The organism is Acinetobacter bouvetii DSM 14964 = CIP 107468 (assembly GCF_000368865.1).
GTDB classification, from domain to species: Bacteria; Pseudomonadota; Gammaproteobacteria; order Pseudomonadales; family Moraxellaceae; genus Acinetobacter; species Acinetobacter bouvetii.
In genome coordinates this window covers 427,194-448,589 of the sequence record NZ_KB849727.1, presented here as the reverse complement: position 1 = coordinate 448,589, position 21,396 = coordinate 427,194, and the positions used below count along the sequence as shown (strand labels likewise).

At 43.0% G+C, this 21,396-nt stretch carries 18 protein-coding genes and 2 pseudogenes; 2 read left to right on the top strand and 18 right to left on the bottom strand.

The features are described 5' to 3' along the window. Positions 1–39: 39 nt before the first annotated feature. The 5 genes from dnaE to F941_RS09110 form a co-directional block, all read right to left on the bottom strand. The gene (gene dnaE, locus F941_RS09130) at positions 40–3,612 is read right to left on the bottom strand and encodes a DNA polymerase III subunit alpha (protein ID WP_005010429.1); all 3,573 of its coding nucleotides are present in this window, start codon (positions 3,610–3,612) and stop codon (positions 40–42) included. 129 nt (positions 3,613–3,741) lie between these two features. Further along, positions 3,742–4,368 (bottom strand): hypothetical protein, encoded by a 627-nt coding sequence (locus F941_RS09125; protein WP_005010424.1) that lies wholly within the window; start codon positions 4,366–4,368, stop codon positions 3,742–3,744. A 268-nt stretch (positions 4,369–4,636) separates the two neighbouring features. Continuing rightward, a complete protein-coding gene (locus tag F941_RS09120; protein ID WP_005010421.1) occupies positions 4,637–5,332 on the bottom strand; it encodes a methionine ABC transporter permease in 696 nt (231 codons plus the stop codon). After that, a complete protein-coding gene (locus F941_RS09115; RefSeq protein WP_018572993.1) occupies positions 5,329–6,354 on the bottom strand; it encodes a methionine ABC transporter ATP-binding protein in 1,026 nt (341 codons plus the stop codon). Before F941_RS09115 ends, F941_RS09120 begins: the two co-directional genes overlap by 4 nt. A gap of 72 nt (positions 6,355–6,426) precedes the next feature. After that, positions 6,427–7,296, bottom strand: a complete 870-nt coding sequence (locus F941_RS09110) for a MetQ/NlpA family ABC transporter substrate-binding protein (protein WP_005010417.1) — start codon at positions 7,294–7,296, stop codon at positions 6,427–6,429. 599 nt (positions 7,297–7,895) lie between these two features. Here F941_RS09110 and F941_RS09105 point away from each other — a divergent pair. Next, positions 7,896–8,492, top strand: coding sequence for a LysE family translocator (locus tag F941_RS09105; protein ID WP_005010415.1), 597 nt, complete (start codon positions 7,896–7,898; stop codon positions 8,490–8,492). Between the two features lie 93 nt (positions 8,493–8,585). On the opposite strand, the gene F941_RS09100 is transcribed toward F941_RS09105, so the two are convergent. From F941_RS09100 to F941_RS09050, 12 genes and pseudogenes are all read right to left on the bottom strand, one after another. Next, entirely contained in the window at positions 8,586–9,419 is an 834-nt protein-coding gene (locus tag F941_RS09100) for an AraC family transcriptional regulator (RefSeq protein ID WP_005010407.1), read from the bottom strand. 62 nt (positions 9,420–9,481) lie between these two features. Beyond that, positions 9,482–9,658: a hypothetical protein gene (locus F941_RS16385; protein WP_018572996.1), complete on the bottom strand. Its 177-nt coding sequence runs from the start codon at positions 9,656–9,658 to the stop codon at positions 9,482–9,484. Continuing rightward, positions 9,648–9,737 (bottom strand): annotated as a pseudogene (locus F941_RS16745) (GNAT family N-acetyltransferase); the annotation flags it as partial. The pseudogene F941_RS16745 and the gene F941_RS16385, both read right to left, overlap by 11 nt. 31 nt (positions 9,738–9,768) lie before the next feature. Further along, positions 9,769–10,788 carry a DUF4238 domain-containing protein gene (locus tag F941_RS09090; protein WP_018572997.1) on the bottom strand — a complete coding sequence of 340 codons (1,020 nt, stop codon included), beginning with the start codon at positions 10,786–10,788 and terminating at the stop codon, positions 9,769–9,771. A gap of 119 nt (positions 10,789–10,907) precedes the next feature. Further along, positions 10,908–12,191, bottom strand: a complete 1,284-nt coding sequence (gene purD / locus F941_RS09085) for a phosphoribosylamine--glycine ligase (RefSeq protein WP_005010404.1) — start codon at positions 12,189–12,191, stop codon at positions 10,908–10,910. Positions 12,192–12,323: 132 nt separating this feature from the next. Next, positions 12,324–13,898, bottom strand: a complete 1,575-nt coding sequence (purH, locus tag F941_RS09080; protein ID WP_026253435.1) for a bifunctional phosphoribosylaminoimidazolecarboxamide formyltransferase/IMP cyclohydrolase — start codon at positions 13,896–13,898, stop codon at positions 12,324–12,326. Positions 13,899–13,993: 95 nt separating this feature from the next. Continuing rightward, positions 13,994–14,263: a DNA-binding transcriptional regulator Fis gene (gene fis, locus F941_RS09075; RefSeq protein ID WP_001086304.1), complete on the bottom strand. Its 270-nt coding sequence runs from the start codon at positions 14,261–14,263 to the stop codon at positions 13,994–13,996. A 401-nt stretch (positions 14,264–14,664) separates the two neighbouring features. Beyond that, a complete protein-coding gene (locus tag F941_RS09070) occupies positions 14,665–15,555 on the bottom strand; it encodes a DUF3426 domain-containing protein (protein WP_018572999.1) in 891 nt (296 codons plus the stop codon). A gap of 19 nt (positions 15,556–15,574) precedes the next feature. Continuing rightward, positions 15,575–16,477: a 50S ribosomal protein L11 methyltransferase gene (prmA, locus tag F941_RS09065; RefSeq protein ID WP_005010397.1), complete on the bottom strand. Its 903-nt coding sequence runs from the start codon at positions 16,475–16,477 to the stop codon at positions 15,575–15,577. A gap of 139 nt (positions 16,478–16,616) precedes the next feature. Then, positions 16,617–17,501, bottom strand: coding sequence for a bile acid:sodium symporter family protein (locus tag F941_RS09060; protein ID WP_005010395.1), 885 nt, complete (start codon positions 17,499–17,501; stop codon positions 16,617–16,619). Between the two features lie 61 nt (positions 17,502–17,562). Then, the gene (locus tag F941_RS09055; protein WP_005010391.1) at positions 17,563–18,450 is read right to left on the bottom strand and encodes a bile acid:sodium symporter family protein; all 888 of its coding nucleotides are present in this window, start codon (positions 18,448–18,450) and stop codon (positions 17,563–17,565) included. 151 nt (positions 18,451–18,601) lie between these two features. Next, positions 18,602–18,952, bottom strand: a complete 351-nt coding sequence (locus tag F941_RS09050; protein ID WP_005010388.1) for a hypothetical protein — start codon at positions 18,950–18,952, stop codon at positions 18,602–18,604. A 259-nt stretch (positions 18,953–19,211) separates the two neighbouring features. Between F941_RS09050 and mnmG the strand changes: the two genes are divergently transcribed. Then, complete coding sequence (gene mnmG / locus F941_RS09045) at positions 19,212–21,092, top strand: tRNA uridine-5-carboxymethylaminomethyl(34) synthesis enzyme MnmG (protein ID WP_005010386.1); 1,881 nt, start codon at positions 19,212–19,214, stop codon at positions 21,090–21,092. A gap of 43 nt (positions 21,093–21,135) precedes the next feature. On the opposite strand, the pseudogene F941_RS16620 reads toward mnmG, so the two are convergent. After that, positions 21,136–21,396 (bottom strand): annotated as a pseudogene (locus F941_RS16620) (hypothetical protein); the annotation flags it as partial.

The window sequence follows — 21,396 nt, the reverse complement described above, 5'->3', positions numbered from 1 at the left end:
ATTTAAATATTTAAAAGTTGTCTAATCAAGCGTGCTTTATCACGAGTATTGATTTGCGGTTTCAGCCTGATACATATCCATCGCGTCGTCCATGCTCATATCGGCTGGCGGCGGCGGCACATTTGCTGGCTGCGCCTGTTCGTAGCTGACTGCTTTGGCCGCTTTGGATTTCACCTGATATTCAATATGCAGCGCTTCTTTGCCAAAGTAGTCACGCAGCTTGCTTAAGGCTTCATCCAGCGGGGCGATATTCCAATTGGCGCCGCAATGCAGTTCTGCGGAAGCATAGTCAAAATCCAGTTTAAGCTGAATAGGAATATGGCTGCACATATCGACATTGCAGTAAGGCGCAATCATTTTTTGAAGATCTTGCGCTAAGGTTTTCGTGATGTGTTCTGAATCAAGCGTGATTTGAATGCTGTTGGCGCGTTTTTGACGGATTTCATTCAGGCTGAATGCTTTGCTTAAGCGGCCCATTGGGCGGTCAAAGCCTTCACGCTCATAAATTTCACCTTCGATCACCACCACTTTTTCTGTCTGAATGATGTCTTTAAAACGCTGGAAGCGTTCATGATTGGCGGAAACTTCAATACGCGCCGTACCGTCATCCAGTGTGACCATCATGCGGTTCGGGAAGTTAGCGACATCGACCACGAGTCCAGCAAAAACTGTGGTTACACCGCGGCGGGTCGGCGTTAATTCATTGATGCGCTGTGAAATGAATGATTTCAGTTCTGGGCGGTATACATCAATCGGGTGACCCGTAAGATAGAGTCCAAGAGTATCTTTCTCACCTTTCAGGCGGACTTCATCAGACCAAGGCTTCACCGGTTTGGCTGGTTTGCGCTGCACTTCTTCCACTTCGCCAAACAAGTCCATGATGCCTGTTTCACGGTTGCTGCGCGCTTGTTCCGCTGCTTGCACGGCTTCAGGCAGCTGCGCCATGAGGCTTGAACGTTCAATGCCTAAGCAGTCTAATGCGCCGGCACGGATTAAGGCTTCTAAAGTTCGTTTATTGATTTTCTTTAAATCAATACGGTGGCAGAAGTCAAATAAATCACGGAAAGGGCCTTCATGAATCCGTGAGTCAATCACGGACTGCATGGCCGCTTCGCCCACACCTTTAATCGCGCCTAAACCATAGACAATGGTTTTAGGGTCGCTGGCATGGAAATTATACAGTGACATATTCACTGAAGGCGGCAGGACTTCCAGACCATTGCTGCGGCAGTCGTCAATAATGAAGACCACGTTGTCGGTGTTCTGCATTTCCGATGTCATCACTGCAGACATGAACTCTGCAGGGTAATGCGCTTTCAGCCAAGCGGTCTGATACGCAACAAGGGCATAGGCAGCAGCATGCGATTTGTTGAAGCCGTAGCCCGCAAATTTTTCCATATAGTCGAAGATATGGTTGGCCGTATCGGCATCAATATCTTTTTTTGCAGCGCCTTCAATGAAGGTTTGGCGCTGCTTGACCATTTCCTCAACTTTCTTTTTACCCATGGCGCGGCGCAGCAAATCCGCACCGCCCAGTGTATAGCCCGCACAGAACTGCGCAGCCTGCATCACCTGTTCCTGATACACCATAATGCCGTAAGTTGGCTCGAGTACTTTTTCCAGCAATGGATGCAGGTATTCAAATTCTCCGCCGTGCATACGGAAGATAAAGTCTGGAATCAGATCCATTGGACCCGGACGGTACAAGGATACGAAGGCGATAATTTCTTCGAATTTGCTTGGACGCGCCTCTTTCAGCATTTTTTTCATGCCGACGGATTCAAACTGGAATACGGCAGTCGTATTCGCTTTGGCAAATACGTCATAAGCAATTGGATCATCCAGTGGAATATAGGAAATATCGACAGGCTCTGTAACATCTGGCCGCGCATTAATATGCTTAATCGCATCTTCAATTACGGTTAAGTTACGCAGGCCCAAGAAGTCGAACTTCACCAGTCCTGCCGCTTCTACGTCATCTTTATCGAACTGGGCAACGCGGGCTGTGCCATCGGCATCACACATGACCGCTGAATAGTCAGTGAGTTTTGTAGGCGCAATCACGACACCGCCGGCATGCTTACCGGTATTTCGGGTAATGCCTTCAAGTTTCAGCGCCATTTCCCAGATTTCAGATGCGTCATCGTAGTCTGGGTTAGAGGGGTTAGTGACGACATCTTTAAGCTGAGGTTCGGCTTCAATTGATTCTTCCAGCGTCAAACCTAATGGTTTGGTTGGAATCATTTTAGAAACACGGTCTGCCAAGCCGTAAGATTTACCCAGCACGCGGGCCACATCACGGATGGCGCCTTTGGCCGCCATCGTACCAAATGTCGCAATCTGCGACACAGCTTCACGGCCATAGGTGCGGGCGACATAGTCAATCACGCGGTCACGCCCTGCAATACAGAAATCGACGTCAAAGTCGGGCATGGATACACGTTCGGGGTTCAAGAAGCGTTCGAAGAGCAGATCGTAACGCAGCGGATCCAAATCGGTAATTTTTAAACTGTATGCAACCAGTGAGCCTGCACCTGAACCGCGGCCGGGGCCAACGGGTACGCCATTGCCTTTAGACCACTGAATGAAGTCCATAACGATCAGGAAGTAGCCGGGGAAGCCCATTTGCAAAATAATTTTGATTTCGAAATCAAGGCGTTCATCATAAGGCTTGCGGATTTCTGGCCAATCGTCACCGCGGTTACTGACGGGATATAGAAAGTCGAGGCGCTCTTCCAGACCAACTTGGCATAAATGTTCAAAGTAGGTGTCGATGGTGTGGCCATCAGGAATTGGATAATCCGGCAAATCGTTAAAGCCGAGGCGCAGTGAAACGTTGCAGCGCTGTGCAATGTAATAGGTGTTTTCAATCGCGCTTGGAATGTCTGCAAACAGTTCAGTCATTTGCTCGCCAGTTTTGAAATACTGCTCTGGACTGTAGTTTTTCGGACGGCGGTCATCACCCAGCACATAGCCGTCTGCAATACAGACGCGGGCTTCATGCGCTTCATAGTCTTCAGCCGTGACAAAGTGCACATCATTATGCGCAACAACGCCAATGCCGTATTTTTTGGCCAGCTTCACTGCTTCTTGAATAAAGTCTTCTTCACCCGGGCGGTTGGTTCGGGTCAGCGCCAAGTAAACACGGTTGCCGAATTTTTCGATCCATTCCTGCAGCAGCGGTTCGGCTTTTTGCGGATTTGAAGTCAACAGCATCTTGCCAACATCACTGTGCTGACCCAGCAAAACAATCAGGTCTTCGTGCTGATTTAAAATCCATTCTTTTTGAATGCAGGGGATATCCAGCTGCTGACCGCTGATATAGCCTTCAGAGACAATTTCTGTCAGGCTGCGCCAGCCTTTTTTGGTCATTGCCAGCAAGGTCGCGCGGTGTTCTGCGTCATTCAGGCGGATGGTCGAACCAAAGATCGGCTTAATGCCTTTATCTAAGCTTTTTTTATAAAATTTAACGGCGGCATGCAGGTTCGACAGGTCAGTAATGGCCAAAGCAGGCATTTCATCTGCAGCTGCAGCTTTTACAAGATCAGGTATGCGTACAATAGATTCTGTGATGGAAAATTCTGTATAAATACCAAGATGTACAAAGTGCATAGATGAGTCCCTGCGAAAACAGCTGAACATTTTAGCATGCTCTGCGATTAATCTTGCGTTTATTGAACGGGATTGGTGAAGTTTTGTCTGTTCACTGCAGGTTCAATAAACGCGCTGGACTGGCCAGTGTTAGCAAGCAATGCCTTGGTTAATCAAGAATTTCACCAGTTTGCCATTTTTGAATGTGAATGCTAAGTTTCCAATGTAGGGTAAATCATAGTCTTCTGGTGTTTTTAAAGCGGATTTAAGAACTGAAGGCGGGAGCAGAATTACATAAGCTGGGAGATTGTTTTCGGCCAATTTTGCACTCTTCGGAAAATCCTTTTTAAATTGCTGAAAGCTGTATTGTGCCGTTATGGTTTTTTGACCGATTTGAATTTTGTCGGTGATTTTATTTGCCTGATCCCATTCCAGCCAAATATTTCCTTTGGTTTGTCCGAGCTGGGAAAATGAGTTTTTATTTTTATAGAATTGGTCATTTTTGACCTGAGGATTATCCTCAGAAAAAATTTCAAATTTTAAATATTTTTCTTTTGTTTGGGCTGAGAATTCAGTATTGCCAGTACATTCTGAATATTCATATTTTAACTGAGTTGGGGTTTTATTCAGCAGGGCATTTGCCTGAGAAGCGGGGACAGGCGATGCCAGTTCAATGCCATTGACTTTTATGCTGCTGATGTGGTCATATGGGGCGATGGATGCTTGCGCGCTATGGCTGATCAAAATAAAAGGGATTAAAGCTAAAGAATATTTCATTATATGAACCTGTTGTTATCTATGAGTTGCTGGAATTATAAATGCCCATCAATGGAGCTATGGCTATAGATTGTATTGTCTAAGGCTATGATTAAGAAAGGGCTGATTGGGCAAAAACACTTAATCTATTTACTTTAAGCTTATACCAGCTGAATACATATGAGTTATTACCTTATTTGTATGGGCTGACAGATTTGAAGGGCCTTGAATTTCGAACAAGAAAAAACCCTCTGAAGAGGGCTTTAAAATAAATGCGGTGTTAAAGGACTTAACGCAATTTTGACAGCCAATCACCTAAGCTTTGCACCAGCTGCACTAAGATCAGCAGGACAATAACGGTTAAAATAACCACGCTGGTGTCAAAACGCTGATAGCCATAAGAAATGGCTAAGTCACCGATACCGCCAGCACCGACGGCCCCAGCCATTGCAGTTGCGCCAATCAGGCTGATGGTGGCTGTAGTGAGGTTTAAAATCAGTGAGCTGCGCGATTCAGGCAAAACAAAATTGAAAATAATCTGCCAAGGCGAAGCACCCATGGCTTGGGCAGATTCAATAATGCCTTCGTTGACTTCCAGCAGGGAAGTTTCAATGAGCCGGCCAATATACGGACCAACATAAATGGTTAAAGGTACAATCGCAGCCCATGTGCCAATTGATGTGCCTACCAAAACTTTGGTTAAAGGAATTACAGCAATCAGCAGAATGATAAACGGCAACGAGCGCAAAGCATTTACAATCGGGTTGAGGCCATGATAAATCACGCGGTTGGGCAGAATGCCGGCAGGGCGGCTGACAAACAGGATGATGGCCTGAATAAAGCCCCAGATGCAGCCAAACAGCATGGCAAAAAACACCATGTGAAAGGTTTCCTGCAGCGCGGTCACAAACTGATCTATAGACAGTGAGCTTTTCCAAAATGGCGCAGTGACTTCAGTCAGCCATTGGACAATCCATTCTCTCATGCTTGAACTCCTGACTGACTCACTTCTACACCGCTATTCTCCAGAAATGCGACGGCCTGCTGAATTGCTTCTGCATCACCCAGCAGCTGAATGAACATTTGCCCAATCACCGAACCGTTAATTTCAGTCATGTTGGCAAATAAAATATTCAGGCTGATATCAAAGGTTTTAATCACCGCTTGAATGACGGTTTCCTGAGCGGAACTGCCTAGGAATTTTAAGCAGTAAATGCTGTTATGATTTTGATTTTCCAAGTTATTCAAAATGTTTACAGGCAGCTGCTGTTGAAGTACCGTCTGAATAAAGGTTTTGGTGGTTGAGTGCTGCGGCTGACTGAAAATGTCCAGCGTAGAGCCGGTTTCAATCACTTTGCCTTGTTCCATCACAGTCACATAATCGCAAACGGATTCAATGACATCCATTTCATGCGTTACCATGACAATGGTAATGCCTTGTTCTTCATTAATTTTCTTTAATAAAGCCAAAACAGACTTAGTGGTTTGCGGATCAAGCGCCGAAGTTGCTTCATCGCACAGCAAAATTTTAGGATGGTTTGCCAATGCGCGGGCAATGCCGACACGCTGCTTTTGACCGCCAGACAGTTCATCTGGAAACGCATCTTTTTTATGCTTTAAATCAATAAATTCTAAAAGTTCATCTAAACGCTTTGAGCGTTCGGCTTTGGAAACACCCAGCAGCTTTAACGGCATTTCAATGTTCTCTGCAACTGTTTTGGTTTGCAGTAAATTGAAATGCTGGAAAATCATCCCGATATTTGTACGCTCCTGACGCAATTCAGCAGCATTCAACGCCGTGAAATCTTTATCATTGATAATGATTTGACCTTCGCTCGGGCGTTCAAGCAGATTGATCAGGCGGATAAGGGTGCTTTTTCCCGCACCGCTGTAGCCGATAATGCCAAATATGCAGCCGGCCGGGATCTCTAGATTGATTTGATCCAGCGCCGTAACAGTTTGGCCTTTCAGCTCAAAATGCTTTGAAATATTTTTAAATTGAATCATATCGTCAGAAGCTATAGATAAAAGAAAAACAGGCAAATTGAATTTGCCTGTTTAGTTATGCAGAGTATAGTACTATTTTGCGTCTGTAAGATAGCTTACAGGCTTATTCACATCAACTTTTGTGCCGCCGAAGTGGTCTTGTACATATTTGCCGACTGCAGCCGTGTGGTAAAGTTCACCTACTTTTTTCAGTACAGGGTCGTTTTGACGGTCAGCAGCAACAGCAAGAATATTGACGTTCATTTTTGTGCTTTGATCGACTGGCTCGTAGTAAATCGCATCTTTCAACACGTTTAAGCCGCCTTCCATGGCCAGTGTGTTGCCTAAAACGATAGCATCCACTTCATCTTTAACACGAACAGCAGTTGCCATTTGAACTGGCTTGATTACGATTTTCTTTGCGTTTTCAGTGATATCAGCAGGCGTGCCTTTAACAGCATCAAAATCTGCTTTTAATTTAACCAAGCCGGCAGACTGAAGCAGAAGCAAAGCGCGTGACTCATTTGCACCGTCGTTAGGAATGGCAATAGTTGCGCCAGTTTTGAAGTCTTCAAGTTTTTTTACGTTGCTTGAGTAAAGACCCATTGGCTCTAAATACGTCGTAGAAAGCGGTGCAATTTTTTCTTTATTGCTTTCATTAAATGCAACCATATAAGCATAAGACTGGAATGCATTGACATCGATTTCTTTATTGGCAACAGCTGTATTCATCGACACATAATCAGTGAAGTTTTTCACTTCAAGTTTAATGCCTGCAGCTTTTGTTTCTGGAAGCGTTGCAATGTAGCGCCAGATGTCAGCATCTGAACCTGTTGAAGCCATTGTCACAACTTGTTCTTTGCCTGCATCTGCCTGTGCAGCATCATTTTTCGGCGCTTCTTGTTTGCCGCAGCCAGCCAAGCCAACTGAAAGGCCTAACACAAGGCCAAGGAGCTTTTTCATGTATATGTCCTAGTAAATTTAATGGATTAATAAATTTACGAATTGTCATTAGAGAGATTAAAGCAAGCTTGAATCAGATCAACTGATTAATGCAGATGACTTTAAAATGCTCCAGTTATCAATGCAATGCGATCTTAGTCAAAACAGTAAGATTCTTTAAATGCAGCTGTTAAATGGTTCCATTTAAAGAATGACAGATTTTTAACGGGATCTGAAATTTTCAATATCATAGCAATAAATAGATATGCAATATAGTGAAGAAAAACGCTGTATTTAGCGAATAAAAAGCTTAAGGCGATTTGATGAGATTTTTTTAATAGCAATTAAAACAATATATTATTTTTACTTTAACTGATAATTTGAATAAAAACAGTTGCTTTTTCCTTTATAAGATTTTATTCAGTCTAAATATGAAAAATAGATATATATAGTAAATTGAAGAATAGCGATGGCTTTTATAGCAAGCGCATCATGCTGCAGTGCAGCCTGATTAGGGGGCGGATTTTACGCAGCCTGCTTATGCACAAACGTACAATACTTAATATTTGCAAGGCTGTATTTTCACTTTTATGAATTGTTGAGATATCATTGAGTAAATTGTGGAAATATTTCTTTATACCTTAAGTGTGATGTATAGCCCAGGCCCGGTAAATTTTATGGGTTTAAATGCCGGTTTAACGGGGCAGTTAAAAAAAACCATTGGTTTTTTTCTAGGTGTGGGCTGTGCCATGCTGATTTTATTTGTAGTATTTGGCTATCTGGGTTCGGCTGCCATTCCGCAATCGTGGTTGCATTATATTGCGCTCGTAGGGGCAATCTATACCTTCTATTTAGCTGCAAAAATGCTGTTGGCGAATGTTGAATCGACACAGTCGCAGCCTGCGGCTTTAAATTTTTTCAATGGCTTATGGATTCAGCTGCTTAATCCGAAAGCGATTTTGGTGATTTTACCTGTCACCACCATTATGTATCCTGCGGCAAATATCAGGGGAAGCATGATTTTTGTTGTATCGCTGCTGATTTCGCTTGGGGCATCAGGTGCGCCTTTGGCATATGCCTTAATGGGTCAATTACTGGGGCAAAAAATTGCAAATCCAGTCTGGTTTAACCGATTGAATAAAGTCATGGGTATTCTGCTGATTGTGTCAGGTATATTTATGTTCAATGATTTTCTAATAGGTATGAGAGGGCCGTAATCACTTTTTTATGAGTAGACTTCTTTTATGGCTTTAGACATCCTCTTTATTTTTCTCTTATAGGATGAAATGAATAGAATTTAGAGAAGAAATCTATTTTCTTGTGTGGTTAAATTGATGAATTGCATTCATTTTTTTCCATTGCGCAGGGCTTAAGCCAAAGGACTTAATGAAATGCCGTGTCATATGGCTTTGGTCAAAGAATCCTGCGCGGATGGCAGCATTCACCAGTGATTCGCCTTGCGATAGATAGGCCTTGACGCTTTCTAAGCGACGCATAGTCATATAGCGGTGAGGGCTGGTGCCAAACAATAACCTGAAATCGCGTGACAGGCTCCAGCGATCTCGATCGGTCTGTTGTTCTAAATCTTTTAAGCTTAAGTTTTCCTGCGGATAAGCCAGAATGTATTCGCGGGCTGTTTCTGCAGCGCAATAATCAAACGTTTTTGTGCTCTGTAATTTGCCATCAGAAACTTCACATAACCTTGTGGCTAAATCAAACAGAGCATCTTCTTCTTCAAGAGTATCGAGATGCTTGTGTAAAAGCAGATTTTGCGTGGCCTGAAACAGGCGCGGGTCTTGACTTAAGCCTTGCTGGATAAAGGGCAGCGGTTTGCCTTGTAATATGCTTTGGATTAAAGCCGGCTCAATATAAATCATCCGATAATGATAGCCTGCGGTTGTTCCGGCTTCACCATCATGCTGTTCATCTGGATGGAGCACCATGGTCATGCCGGCTAAGCTGTGTTGCAATGCACCGCGATAATGAAAGTTCTGTACGCCTGACAGGGTTTGGCCAATGGCGTATGTGTCATGCCGATGAGGTTTATAGCTGTGATTAGAGAAAAAAGCTTCAATACGCTCAAATTGATGATGCTGAGAGGGTGCTCGTGTCATCCAGTTGTTTTGATTTGAGGGTTTAGGCATATCAAACTAAATATTGAAGGGTTTGGTTTTATTTTAGCGTATTTTGCCTAGAATCAATGTGATCATTGTTTTTGATATCGATCCAGCTCCACTTGAAAGTCATGCGCCAATTGATCGAGATACGTCGCTTTTAAATTTTGGATCAGCACTTGCTGAGCTTCAATAAAGGCTTGATCGAGCGCACGATTCACTACCAATTCGACCAAACAATCAGGATGCTGATTATCATTCGTCTGCACACATTTGGATAAATGGGGGAGTGTCAGATTCTTGCCATTGGCGGAGGATGAGGCGAGGGGTTTGGAGGTGGATTTTCATAAAATACAGAAATCAGTGTTAGGTTGATATCCTATTTACTATTTATTTCTTTAACAACTTTTAGTCGTTGACCAACGAAACCTTTATAACTTTTTAATTGGTTTTCTGTGGTAGCAATAATGTATTGATCTGCATAAAAGGCTAGTTTCTTATTCATATCTTTCACGAAATCGATTGATACATGATTTACACCATTTGGGAATAAATCTGATTTATTAATCATATAAGCTAGTCTTGGAGAAATTGGATAAAAATAGTCTGCTTCTTCGCTAGAAGGAGCACTTAGATCATTTTCATTTATTTTTGAGTGTACATTAATAATTGGATGGTCTGATGTAATAAAATCTTCATCTGAGTTATTGATTAACAAACAATGTTTATCGACTTTTCGGGTTTCAAAAAAACTTTTTCCGATATTCATACCAAATATATAGCTTATGCACCACCAAGATTCTTTACAAATCGTTTGCATAGTTGAATTGGTTTGAGTCGCTAATATTTTATTCCGAAAAGGGGCTGTTCTAGCGATTTGATGACCAAAGAAACTCATGAAATTAATCATGTTTTCAAGTTCATCTAAAATTTTCAAGTTTTGTTTTTGTAGCTCTTCTAGAATTGTATAGACGTTTTTTTCAATTGCAGTATGAATGTTTTCTAAGGTATTGCTTCTAAATGCTTCAATATGAGCTATAACCTTTTTATCCGGTTCATCAATGCCGTTTAGTGAGAGATAGAGTTTTTCCATTCTTTGAAGTAGCAAAAAACTATTTAAAAATGATCTATGAAGGTTTTGTAATTCTATTGGGGATTGTGCTGATAATTGTAAAATGAATTGTAGATGCTCATTAGAAAGATGCTTGGCTTTATATAAATCTTTTTCCTTTGCTATCGCTTTGACACTATCACAGGCTATTTTGAGTTTTTTTGTTGTATACCAGACATCTGAATTATTTGTAGACCAATTTTTTAGGTAATTAGCCCAAACATAATGATTTTCTCTTTTTATTTGTAATTGTTTAGGTGTGAATTCCCATTGGTTTGTTTTCGGCATATAAATTTTATTGAGGGTAATGCAAAGTATCTTATACATTATCAAGATTTTGTAGAAATAACGTGTAATTAAATAAAAACCCCGCAATCAGCGGGGTTTTTTCTTAATCAAATGAATGATTAAGCATTTTCACGAGCAATCGCACGGTAACCAATATCTTTGCGGTATTGAACGCCGTCAAAAGTCACTTTTTGGCACAGTTCAAGCGCTTTTGCTTGCGCTTCACCAATCGTATCGCCAAGTGCAGTCACACAAAGTACACGACCGCCGGCAGTGACAATATCGCCATTCTCAAGTGCTTTTGTACCTGCGTGGAATACTTTCGCATCCGCCATTTCAGTGTCTAAACCTGAAATTACATCACCGTTGCTAGACGTTTCAGGGTAGCCCTTCGATGCAAGTACGATACCTACAGTCTTACGCTCATCCCATTCAGCTTCCGCAGGTAGGTTGCCTGCAATACCAGCTTCAACCAAATCAACTAAAGATGATTTTAAACGCATCATAATTGGTTGAGTTTCAGGGTCACCAAAACGACAGTTGAACTCGATCACTTTTGGTTGACCTTGTTCATCAATCATCAAGCCTGCGTATAAGAAACCTGTATAAACGTGCCCGTCTTTTTTCATACCTTCAACGGTAGGACGCATCACTTCATTCATGGTTTTTTCAAATACATCAGCAGTCACAACAGGAGCAGGAGAGTAAGCACCCATACCGCCAGTGTTCGGGCCTTGGTCGCCTTCAAAGATACGTTTGTGATCTTGTGAAGTTGCCATAGGTAAGATGTTGTCGCCATCAATCATACAAATGAAAGAGGCTTCTTCACCAGCAAGAAACTCTTCGATGACAACACGTGAGCCAGCATCGCCAAATTTGTTGCCTGCCAGCATGTCATCAATCGCATCAAAGGCTTCTTGATTGGTCATGGCAACGATTACGCCTTTACCCGCAGCAAGACCGTCAGCCTTGATCACGATTGGTGCGCCATTTTTTTCAACAAATGCTTTAGCTGCATCTACTTCTGTGAATACATCATAGAAAGCAGTTGGAATGTTGTGGCGTTTAAGGAAGTGCTTCGCGAATGCTTTAGAGCCTTCAAGCTGTGCAGCAAATTGAGTAGGACCCCAAATTTTTACGCCAGCTTCACGGCAAGCATCTACCACGCCATTTACAAGCGGTGCTTCAGGGCCAACCACGATTAAATCAACTGCATTGTTTTTTGCAAAGTCGATAATCGCAGCGTTGTCTAAAATGTTAAGCGCAACATTTTCGCATTTATTTTCAGTTGCAGAACCCGCATTACCCGGCGCTACAAATACTTTTGCGACTTTGTCATCTTGTGCGATTTTCCATGCAAGCGCATGTTCACGACCGCCATTACCCAAAACTAAAATATTCATCGGTTCATACTCCATGAATCGAAAATGACATAAAGTCCTCAACCTGAAAGCAGGAGAGGACTTTATGCAAGATTAGAAATCTAGTGTATTAAGCAAAAGACTGTGCTTAATTGTCATGATCAAGTCGTCAACTTAGTGACGGAAGTGACGCATGCCAGTGAATACCATTGCAATACCAGCTTCATCAGCAGCAGCAATTGTTTCTTCATCACGCATAGAACCACCCGGTTGGATAATGCATTTGATACCAGCTTTCGCTGCGTTATCAATACCATCACGGAATGGGAAGAATGCATCAGATGCCATTACAGCGCCTTCAACCACTAAGCCAGCGTGCTCAGCTTTAATCGCCGCAATACGGGCAGAGTTAACGCGGCTCATTTGACCTGCGCCCACACCAATCGTTTGACGGTTTTTAGCATAAACAATTGCGTTTGATTTAACGTATTTCGCAACTTTCCAAGCAAAGATCATGTCATCGATTTCTTGTTCAGTCGGCGCGCGTTTAGTCACGACTTTAAGATCATCTTTAGTGATCATGCCTAAGTCTTGGTCTTGAACCAATAAGCCGCCATTCACACGCTTGTAGTCTAACTGAGATTGACGGGCATCAATTGCAGGAAGTTCGCCGCATACAAGTACACGTACGTTTTTCTTCGCGCCAGTCACTTCTAATACGCCTTCAGCAATGCTTGGTGCAATGATCACTTCAACGAATTGACGGTCTACAATCGCTTGCGCTGTTGCAACGTCTAATTCACGGTTGAATGCAATGATGCCGCCGAATGCAGATTCAGGGTCAGTTGCATAAGCCAAGTCATAAGCGGCTTGGATGCCGTCTAGAGAAACCGCAACGCCACATGGGTTGGCATGTTTAACGATGACGCAAGCAGGTTTTGCAAATGATTTCACACATTCAAGCGCTGCATCTGTATCTGCGATATTGTTATAAGAAAGTTCTTTACCTTGAAGCTGTTTCGCAGTTGAAACAGAAGCTTCAGTTGCAGTTGCCTCTACATAGAAAGCCGCAGATTGGTGCGGGTTTTCACCGTAACGTAAATCTTGAACTTTATTTAACTGGGTATTGAAAGTACGCGCAAATTTATCTGCTTGGCCGTCTTCTTTACCTACGCGAGCGCCTAAGTAAGATGCGATCATACCGTCGTATTGAGCAGTGTGTTCAAATGCTTTCACAGCTAAGTCAAAACGAGTTGCATGTGATAAAGCGCCATTGGCTTTTAATTCTTCAACAACGGCTGCATAGTCAGAAGCATTGACTACGATACCTACAGATGCATGGTTTTTCGCAGCAGCACGAACCATTGTTGGACCGCCGATGTCGATGTTTTCAATGGCATCTGCAAGTGAACAGTTTGGCTTAGCGACTGTTGCTGCAAACGGATAAAGGTTAACAACCACTAAATCGATTGCATCGATATTGTGTTCAGCCATTACAGCTTCATCTAGACCGCGACGGGCAAGGATACCGCCATGAATTTTCGGATGCAGTGTTTTTACACGGCCGTCCATCATTTCAGGGAAACCTGTGTGCTCTGAAACTTCAACTACAGCCACATTATTGTCTTTCAACAATTTGTAAGTGCCGCCAGTAGATAAAATTTCTACCCCTAGAGCTACAAGGTTTTGTGCAAATTCAACAATACCAGTCTTATCGGAAACAGAGATTAAAGCGCGTTTAATAGTCATGATCTTCGTCACAGTTTTCAAGTGCAGATTAAAACAGAAATCGGTCAAATACAGGTTAAAAAAAATGCCTGCGGAAGCCGCAAGCATTTTATCATTTATTCACTCATTAAACCGTGAGCTTTTAACTTTTTACGTAAAGTCCCGCGGTTTAAACCGAGAATCTCGGCAGCGCGTGTCTGGTTGCCACGCGTATATTCTAGAACTACAGATAAAAGAGGTTTCTCCATTTCTGCCAGCACCATGTCATACACCTGAGAAGGCTGTTCGCCTTGCAGCTGTGCAAAGTAATGACGAACTGCGCGGTCTACGTGAATACGAAGAGCGACATCAGATTGTGCAGTAAAAATAGGAGATTTGCTATTCATGCGAATTGATCCGAAAAAATCAGTTATCACTTGGGTAAAGTGATATAAAAAAAGTGGTCTATAAATTCAATGAACTCTGCTTTAGATCTTAAAACAGAAGCTCTAAAACGTGGACATTGCAATTTAGCTTTAGCTTGCCACAACTCAAAGGATTGATCGAAATTTAAGCGTAACAATAGATTAATATTTGTTACAGGCAAAAATCAAACAAAAAAATCTGCTCTATACGCAATATTGGATAATGCGCATTTTGCGGAATAATATTTGTTGTGAAAAATCAGTGAGGAGTTTGCAGTGCAAAGCTTTCGTGGCGCGTATCATACCATTGTCTAAGAAAAAGTGAGCAAGAAAACTGCATTTTTTTTATGTTTTTTTGCAATTTTTAATAGTTTTTTTCAATCTTATGGCCGAATTATTTCTAAATCGTAGCTATTGAAGCTTTTACGGTCGACGGGCAGTCTAAAATTGAATTTGAATGGGCTGTTGGAAGGGATGCGCTGAATTCCAGATAAGCTTTCTGCTAAATATTGCTGCGGCTGTAAGGTATAGGTGGAAAAAACAGTACCGTTATCCTTGAGCTCAACTTTAATAACGGGCAAAGCTAAACTGCGTTCATGGTAATTAATCAGCTGGCCGGAGAATTCGACTTCTTTTTTGGAAATGGTGCGGACTTTAACTTTTTTAGTGGCAATAAGATTGTAATGCTCTTCCAGTTTAGAGCAGTTAAAGACATCGCAGGCGGCATTGAATGCGAAAGCCATGACCGGGCTGTTTTTTAAGTATTGGGGATTAAACCAGAAAAATTGAAATAGCAGGGTACTGATTAATGCAATATTGATGATGCTCCACATTGCATAATATAAAACGCCGCGCTTAGATTCGGTATCTGCTTTTTCAGACCAATTCAGCGCAGGGAAGTTGCCTATAGGCTCTGTGCTGAAATAGTTTAGATTGTTCAGATAAGTTTTCAGGTCAATATTTGAGTTTTCGACTTTATCTTCAAAAAGATCCAGAAGCTTGCGGGGCTGTTCAGCTGCGCTCTGCAGTTCATTCTGCAAATTCAGCTTAGAGATGTCGATGGCTTGAGGCTCAAATTGGATGTTTGAGTCGCGCAGCTCTAATGCTGCCGCAGCCTCAGGCATTAAAGCCTTGGCTGCGACTAAATAGCTGAGCGCATTAAACGATGTGGAACACTTGGGGCAACAAACCATGCCCTGCGCCATAGTCAGCTGAGCAACAGTTACTTTATAAGTTGTAGCGCAAGTCGGGCAGAATGTCTGTTTATTGCTCATAAGTGTTTAAGTAAATCGGTTAATGCGATTGGCGCTTACCTGAGATTCGGCACCAGTGTTCTTCACGTTCCTGAACATCTAATATATCAAAAAATTCAGAATAAACACGAGAAACATCATCAACTTGCTCTTTAATTACACCCGCTAATGCGAACTCACCCGCAGATTTAATTAAAGTTGAGAATTCAGGCGCAAGCGACATCAGCGGTCCTGCCAGAATGTTTGCAAGCAGCACATCTGCTTGCTGGCCTTTGAATTCCGTATTGAATTCTTCAGGAAGGCCGACATAAAGTTTATCCAGCACGCCATTGAGTTCAGCATTTTGCTGTGTTGCATGCACCGCTTGCGGGTCAATATCTGTTGCGTAGACTTTTTTAGCGCCTAGCAGCAATGCGGCAACGCCTAAAATGCCTGAACCGCATCCATAGTCGATGACAACTTTATCTTTAACATCCGTTTGGCCTAGCCACTGCAGGCAAAGGAATGTAGATGCATGGTTGCCTGTGCCAAAGGCCAAGCCTGGATCAAGCTTAATGTTTACTGCGTCCGCTTCAGGCGCTTCCATCCATTCAGGAACAATCCAGTATTTCTCAGCAATTTGGATTGGCTCATAGGCGTCCATCCATGTGCGTTCCCATTCCTGATCTTCAATAAACTCACTGCGCATTGGCGCATCAGGCAATTGAGCTTTAATAAAGGTTTCTAAGGCTGCTACATCAATTTCTTCGTCATCTTCCTGCGCGTAGATGCCCGTCACAATGACTTTATTCCATAGCGGCGTCTCACCTGGAAGCGGTTCCAGCAGTTCCTGATTCTCAGCGTCGTCCAAAGTTACACTCACTGCGCCTAAAGAGCTGAGCAGGGTTTCAGTGTAATCGACTTGCGCTTGATCAACAGTAATATGAATTTGTAACCACTTCACGGCAAAAACCTAAATTTGTTATGTAAAAAGCTATTGTAGCGGAACTCGTTATGCGGCGCCTATAACTTATTTCATTCGTGCAAAAATAAAGGATGCCTTGGCATCCTTATGGGTGTTCTTGTGCCGAAGTCTTGAGGGCTTAATTTGCGGCTTCTGGTGATTCTGCGCTTAAGGGGGCATATCTGCTGATCAGTGTGCCAAAGACTGCAGCAAAAATGTACATAAAGATGGAATATACAGCGGCAGGCATGGCGACAGTCGCGCTGGACATCACGGTGAGTGCAATCGTCATTGCCAGTGTGCTGTTGTGGATGCCGATCTCAAATGCGCAGGCTCTGGCTTGCGCGCTGTTAATATTGAATATGCGCGGGATGAAATATCCGATGCATAGGCTGCAGATGCAAAAGATTGCAGTAGCGGCGCCAACTTGACCTAAATAGTTCGCGATGTTTTGCCGCTCGCTGACTACTGCGCCAGTAATGATTAAGATGAGAAAGATAACGGCAAAAATCCGCAGGGGTTTGTTGAGTTTGTGAGTGAGTGCGGGCGCGTAATGGCGGATCAGCATGCCAATGCAAACAGGAATGATGATAATGCCGAATACTTGCAGGATTTTGGAAAACTGCAGGCTGATTTGCTGGCCTTCCTGCATGAAATGCATAATTGAAAAATTGACGATTAAAGGCAAGGTCAGTGCAGCTATGACAGAGTTAATTGCGGTTAACGTAATATTTAATGCTAAATCCCCCTTAAACAGGTAGCTGAATAAATTCGCCGTGCTGCCGCCTGGTGAGGCCGCCAGCAGCATTAAGCCCACTGCCAATAAGGGCTCTAATGCAAAAACCTTGCAGAGTGCATAAGCAATGCCCACCAGCAGAATGAGTTGGCAGAATAATGCGATCAGTACGGCTTTGGGGTGTTTGGTGACCCGTGCAAAATCTTTAGGCGTGAGTTCTAAGCCAAGGCCAATCATGATGAAGGCCAAGGCTAGCGGCAGCATAATGGTGATGATTCCAGAATCCATCTGTTCACTCCTTGATTAAATTGGCAGTTATTCTCTTTATGTCTATTGTTTTAAGTGGAAACTAAATTTTTGGCGTATTGGAAGCTGTCATTAACTGATTATTTTTGCGCGTTAGAATAAATCCAAAAAACATCACAAAAACATACATGAAAATTGTGTATACCCCAGCTGGGATTGCAATGGTGGTGTTGGATAGCACGGACAGCGCAATCGTAAGTGAAATGGCAGTGTTGTGAATGCCGATTTCAAATGTGCAGGCACGCGCTTGACGTTCAGGAATTTTGGCAAAATTTGGAATGGAATATCCAAGAAATAGGCTGGTAAAACAGAAAATTCCAGTTGCTAGGCCAACATCGGCAAAATACAGAACGATATTTGATTTTTCCCTGAAAAGCGCATAGAGAAAAATAAAAAATAAAAAGAAAATTGAAATCAGGCGCATTGGCCGGGTTAGCTGATAGCTGAGGGCAGGCACAGCATAGCGGAGAAGCATGCCAAGGCTGACGGGGACAAATATGATTAAAAAGACATGCGCAATTTTTTCGATGGGCATGCCGATGGTTTGGTTGTCACCTAAAAAATAGATAATGGATAAATTCACAATAAATGGCAAAGTGAATGTGCAGATCACAGAGTTGATTGCGGTCAATGTAATATTGAGCGCGACATCGCCTTTATAGATGTAGCTGAAGAGGTTGGCGGTCGGGCCGCCGGGCGATGCAGCGAGCAGCATTAAGCCAACGGACAGCAGCGGCGGTAAATTCAGCATTTTGCAGATAAGAAAAGCAATGCCCACGAGTATAATCTGCTGGGTAAAAAGCGCTAAAAAAATAGCCTTGGGATAGCGCCCCACACGCATGAAATCTTTAACTGAAAGCTCTAAGCCTAAGCCCATCATCATGAGGGCCAGCGTGGTCGGCAGGAAAAAAGCAAATAACCCCGAATCCATGGAATATCCTTTTTTGTTTTTGTCCTTCTGTATGTTTTTTGAGTGTAACCAAGTTTTTTAAATTAGCAATAAATAAAAGCGGGTGAAAATTAAACATTTTTACCCGCTTTTTGAAACAGTTAACATTTGTTAGCTGTTTATGGATAAGTGGTTATTTAGGGCGGGGCGCCATAAAGCCCAGAGCGCATTTACCCTTTACTTCTGTGCCGCCGATTGTGACTGACGCAGCGCCTGAAGCGCTGGAGCAGGTGTTGTATAATTCGGGCTCATCGCCTTTAATCATGGCATGTTTGCCTGAAGCAAAGAATTGAGGCTCGCAAGTGCCGTTCCAGATAATTCCCCGATAGGCAAAGCTTACTGGTGCACCTTGGGATTTGCCTTTACAGACTTGCTGGTATTTTTGAGGATTGTAAACTGTTTCGACTTTATCATTGGCCGAAGCGGCAAATGGCGCCAAACACAAACCGCAGAGAATCGATGACAGAATAAAGTTCTTCTTCATGATTGTTGTCCTTATGTGGTTTCTCATGGGATCATATAAAAGCATAAAAAATAACCAGAATAATGCAATATCGATCAGGTAATTTTTACTTTAAAATTGTTTCATTTTGATGAGTTATGCAATTTTGTATAACAAATGATTGCCTCTATGGAGGTGCTGTGATAGCAAATAGCAAGAAAATTGACTTATTCTGTCAACTTATGGCTGAACTTTTGCTATAATCTTTGGTTATCCATTTTTTAATTCTCTCAATACCACTATGCATTATCCTAAAGTTTACGATGTCATTGTTATCGGCGGCGGTCACGCGGGTACAGAAGCGGCGCTAGCTGCGGCACGTATGGGTCGACAGACTTTACTCCTTACTCATAACATTGAGACTTTAGGGCAGATGAGCTGCAACCCAGCCATTGGTGGTATTGGCAAGTCGCACCTTGTGCGTGAAATTGACGCCTTGGGCGGCGCTATGGCATTGGCGGCCGATAAGGGCGGTATTCAATTCCGTATTTTAAACTCGCGCAAAGGCGCAGCTGTACGCGCAACACGTGCGCAAGCGGACCGTATCCGTTATAAAGCAGCAATCCGCGAGACTTTAGAAAACCAAGCGAATCTGGATATTTTCCAGCAAGCGGCAGACGACTTAATTGTTGAAGGCGATACCGTAAAAGGTGTGGTAACGCAAATGGGCATCCGCTTTGATGCGAAAACCGTTGTGTTAACCACAGGCACATTCCTTGGCGGTGTCATTCACGTAGGTTTGAATAATGCTTCAGGCGGCCGTGCGGGTGATCCTCCATCAATTTCATTGGCTGCGCGCCTTCGTGAGTTGAACTTGCCTGTAGGCCGTTTAAAAACAGGGACACCGCCGCGTATTGATGCGCGTTCTGTAGACTTCTCTGTAATGACGCCGCAGCCGGGCGATTTCCCGTCACCAACCATGTCATTCATGGGCGATGCATCAATGCATCCTGAGCAGGTGAATTGCTATATCACACATACCAATGAACGCACCCACGACATTATTCGTGGCGGTTTAGACCGCTCGCCTATGTATACTGGCGTAATTGAAGGTGTAGGCCCACGCTATTGCCCATCGATTGAAGATAAAATTCATAAATTTGCCGATAAAGACTCACATCAAGTATTCCTGGAGCCAGAAGGTTTGGATACACACGAGCTTTATCCAAACGGTATTTCAACATCTTTGCCATTCGATGTTCAGTTTGAATTGGTTCGCTCAATCCGCGGCATGGAAAATGCGCATATTCTTCGTCCGGGTTATGCAATTGAATATGACTATTTCAATCCGCAAGCGTTGAAATTCTCTCTTGAAACCAAATCAATCAATAACTTGTATTTTGCAGGTCAAATTAACGGTACGACTGGTTATGAGGAAGCGGGTGCGCAAGGCTTACTTGCTGGCTTGAACGCAGCACGCCGTGCATGGGATCAAGAGCAATGGACACCAAAACGTGATGAAGCGTACATGGGTGTGCTTGTAGACGACTTAATTACATTAGGCACTAAAGAGCCGTACCGTATGTTTACCTCACGTGCGGAATACCGTTTGATGCTGCGTGAAGACAATGCAGATCAGCGCTTAACTGCCATTGGCCGTGAAATGGGGCTGGTGGATGATGCGCGCTGGGATTCGTTCTGCCAAAAAATGGAAGCGGTAGAAACTGAAAAAGGCCGTTTGCAGCACCTTTGGGCAGCGCCAAACAATCCATTGGGTAAAAAGTTCGTTGAAATGACAGGTGATGACTTGTCTAAGGAAACCAATGCAATTGATTTGTTAAAGCGTCCAAATATCAATTTTGCGCAAATTGCGGAATTGACGGGTTCAGAAGTGTCTGCATTTGTCGGTGAACAAATTGAAATTGCAGTGAAATATGCAGGCTATATTAACCGTCAGCAAGAAGACGTTGCGCAAATGAAGCGCTTGGAAGATACGCGTATTCCTGCTGATTTTAATTATGATGTGGTTTCGGGTCTTTCACGTGAAATTACATTGAAATTGAAGGATGTTCGTCCTGAAACTTTGGGTCAAGCCAGCCGTATTCCGGGTGTGACACCAGCGGCGGTTCAATTGGTGATGATTACGATTCGTAAGAATGCACAAACCAAGAAATCTGCTTAAGTTGATCTAAGTTGTGAAAACCCGCTTTAGAGCGGGTTTTTATTTAAGCAGTTTCTACCATTTGCTTTTGCTCTTTTAAGCGTTCGAGAAAATCTATAAACCATTGTTCTGCTCGCACATTGTTTAAATCAGAATCTTCATTTAGATGTTTACTTGACGGGAGGGTATTATGCTCCGCCGCATGCAGAAAATTCTCTTTACAGAGTTTTTCATTATTCTTTATCGAGTAGTAGCATGCTAAATTGTAAGTATGATTAGGCTGAATTTTTAAGGCTTTCTCGTACTTCTCAAAAGCTTGTTTAAA

What these genes read in the sequence shown, in the direction of transcription:
- F941_RS09060 (WP_005010395.1), bottom strand. Translation starts at nt 17,501, where the DNA reads ATGGATTCTGGAATCATCACCATTATGCTGCCGCTAGCCTTGGCCTTC.
- F941_RS09125 (WP_005010424.1), bottom strand. Translation starts at nt 4,368, where the DNA reads ATGAAATATTCTTTAGCTTTAATCCCTTTTATTTTGATCAGCCATAGC.
- F941_RS09090 (WP_018572997.1), bottom strand. Translation starts at nt 10,788, where the DNA reads ATGCCGAAAACAAACCAATGGGAATTCACACCTAAACAATTACAAATA.
- F941_RS09050 (WP_005010388.1), bottom strand. Translation starts at nt 18,952, where the DNA reads ATGAAGAAGAACTTTATTCTGTCATCGATTCTCTGCGGTTTGTGTTTG.
- F941_RS09100 (WP_005010407.1), bottom strand. Translation starts at nt 9,419, where the DNA reads ATGCCTAAACCCTCAAATCAAAACAACTGGATGACACGAGCACCCTCT.
- F941_RS09055 (WP_005010391.1), bottom strand. Translation starts at nt 18,450, where the DNA reads ATGGATTCGGGGTTATTTGCTTTTTTCCTGCCGACCACGCTGGCCCTC.
- F941_RS09120 (WP_005010421.1), bottom strand. Translation starts at nt 5,332, where the DNA reads ATGAGAGAATGGATTGTCCAATGGCTGACTGAAGTCACTGCGCCATTT.
- fis (WP_001086304.1), bottom strand. Translation starts at nt 14,263, where the DNA reads ATGAATAGCAAATCTCCTATTTTTACTGCACAATCTGATGTCGCTCTT.
- F941_RS09070 (WP_018572999.1), bottom strand. Translation starts at nt 15,555, where the DNA reads ATGAGCAATAAACAGACATTCTGCCCGACTTGCGCTACAACTTATAAA.
- dnaE (WP_005010429.1), bottom strand. Translation starts at nt 3,612, where the DNA reads ATGCACTTTGTACATCTTGGTATTTATACAGAATTTTCCATCACAGAA.
- mnmG (WP_005010386.1), top strand. Translation starts at nt 19,212, where the DNA reads ATGCATTATCCTAAAGTTTACGATGTCATTGTTATCGGCGGCGGTCAC.
- F941_RS09115 (WP_018572993.1), bottom strand. Translation starts at nt 6,354, where the DNA reads ATGATTCAATTTAAAAATATTTCAAAGCATTTTGAGCTGAAAGGCCAA.
- F941_RS09110 (WP_005010417.1), bottom strand. Translation starts at nt 7,296, where the DNA reads ATGAAAAAGCTCCTTGGCCTTGTGTTAGGCCTTTCAGTTGGCTTGGCT.
- purH (WP_026253435.1), bottom strand. Translation starts at nt 13,898, where the DNA reads ATGACTATTAAACGCGCTTTAATCTCTGTTTCCGATAAGACTGGTATT.
- purD (WP_005010404.1), bottom strand. Translation starts at nt 12,191, where the DNA reads ATGAATATTTTAGTTTTGGGTAATGGCGGTCGTGAACATGCGCTTGCA.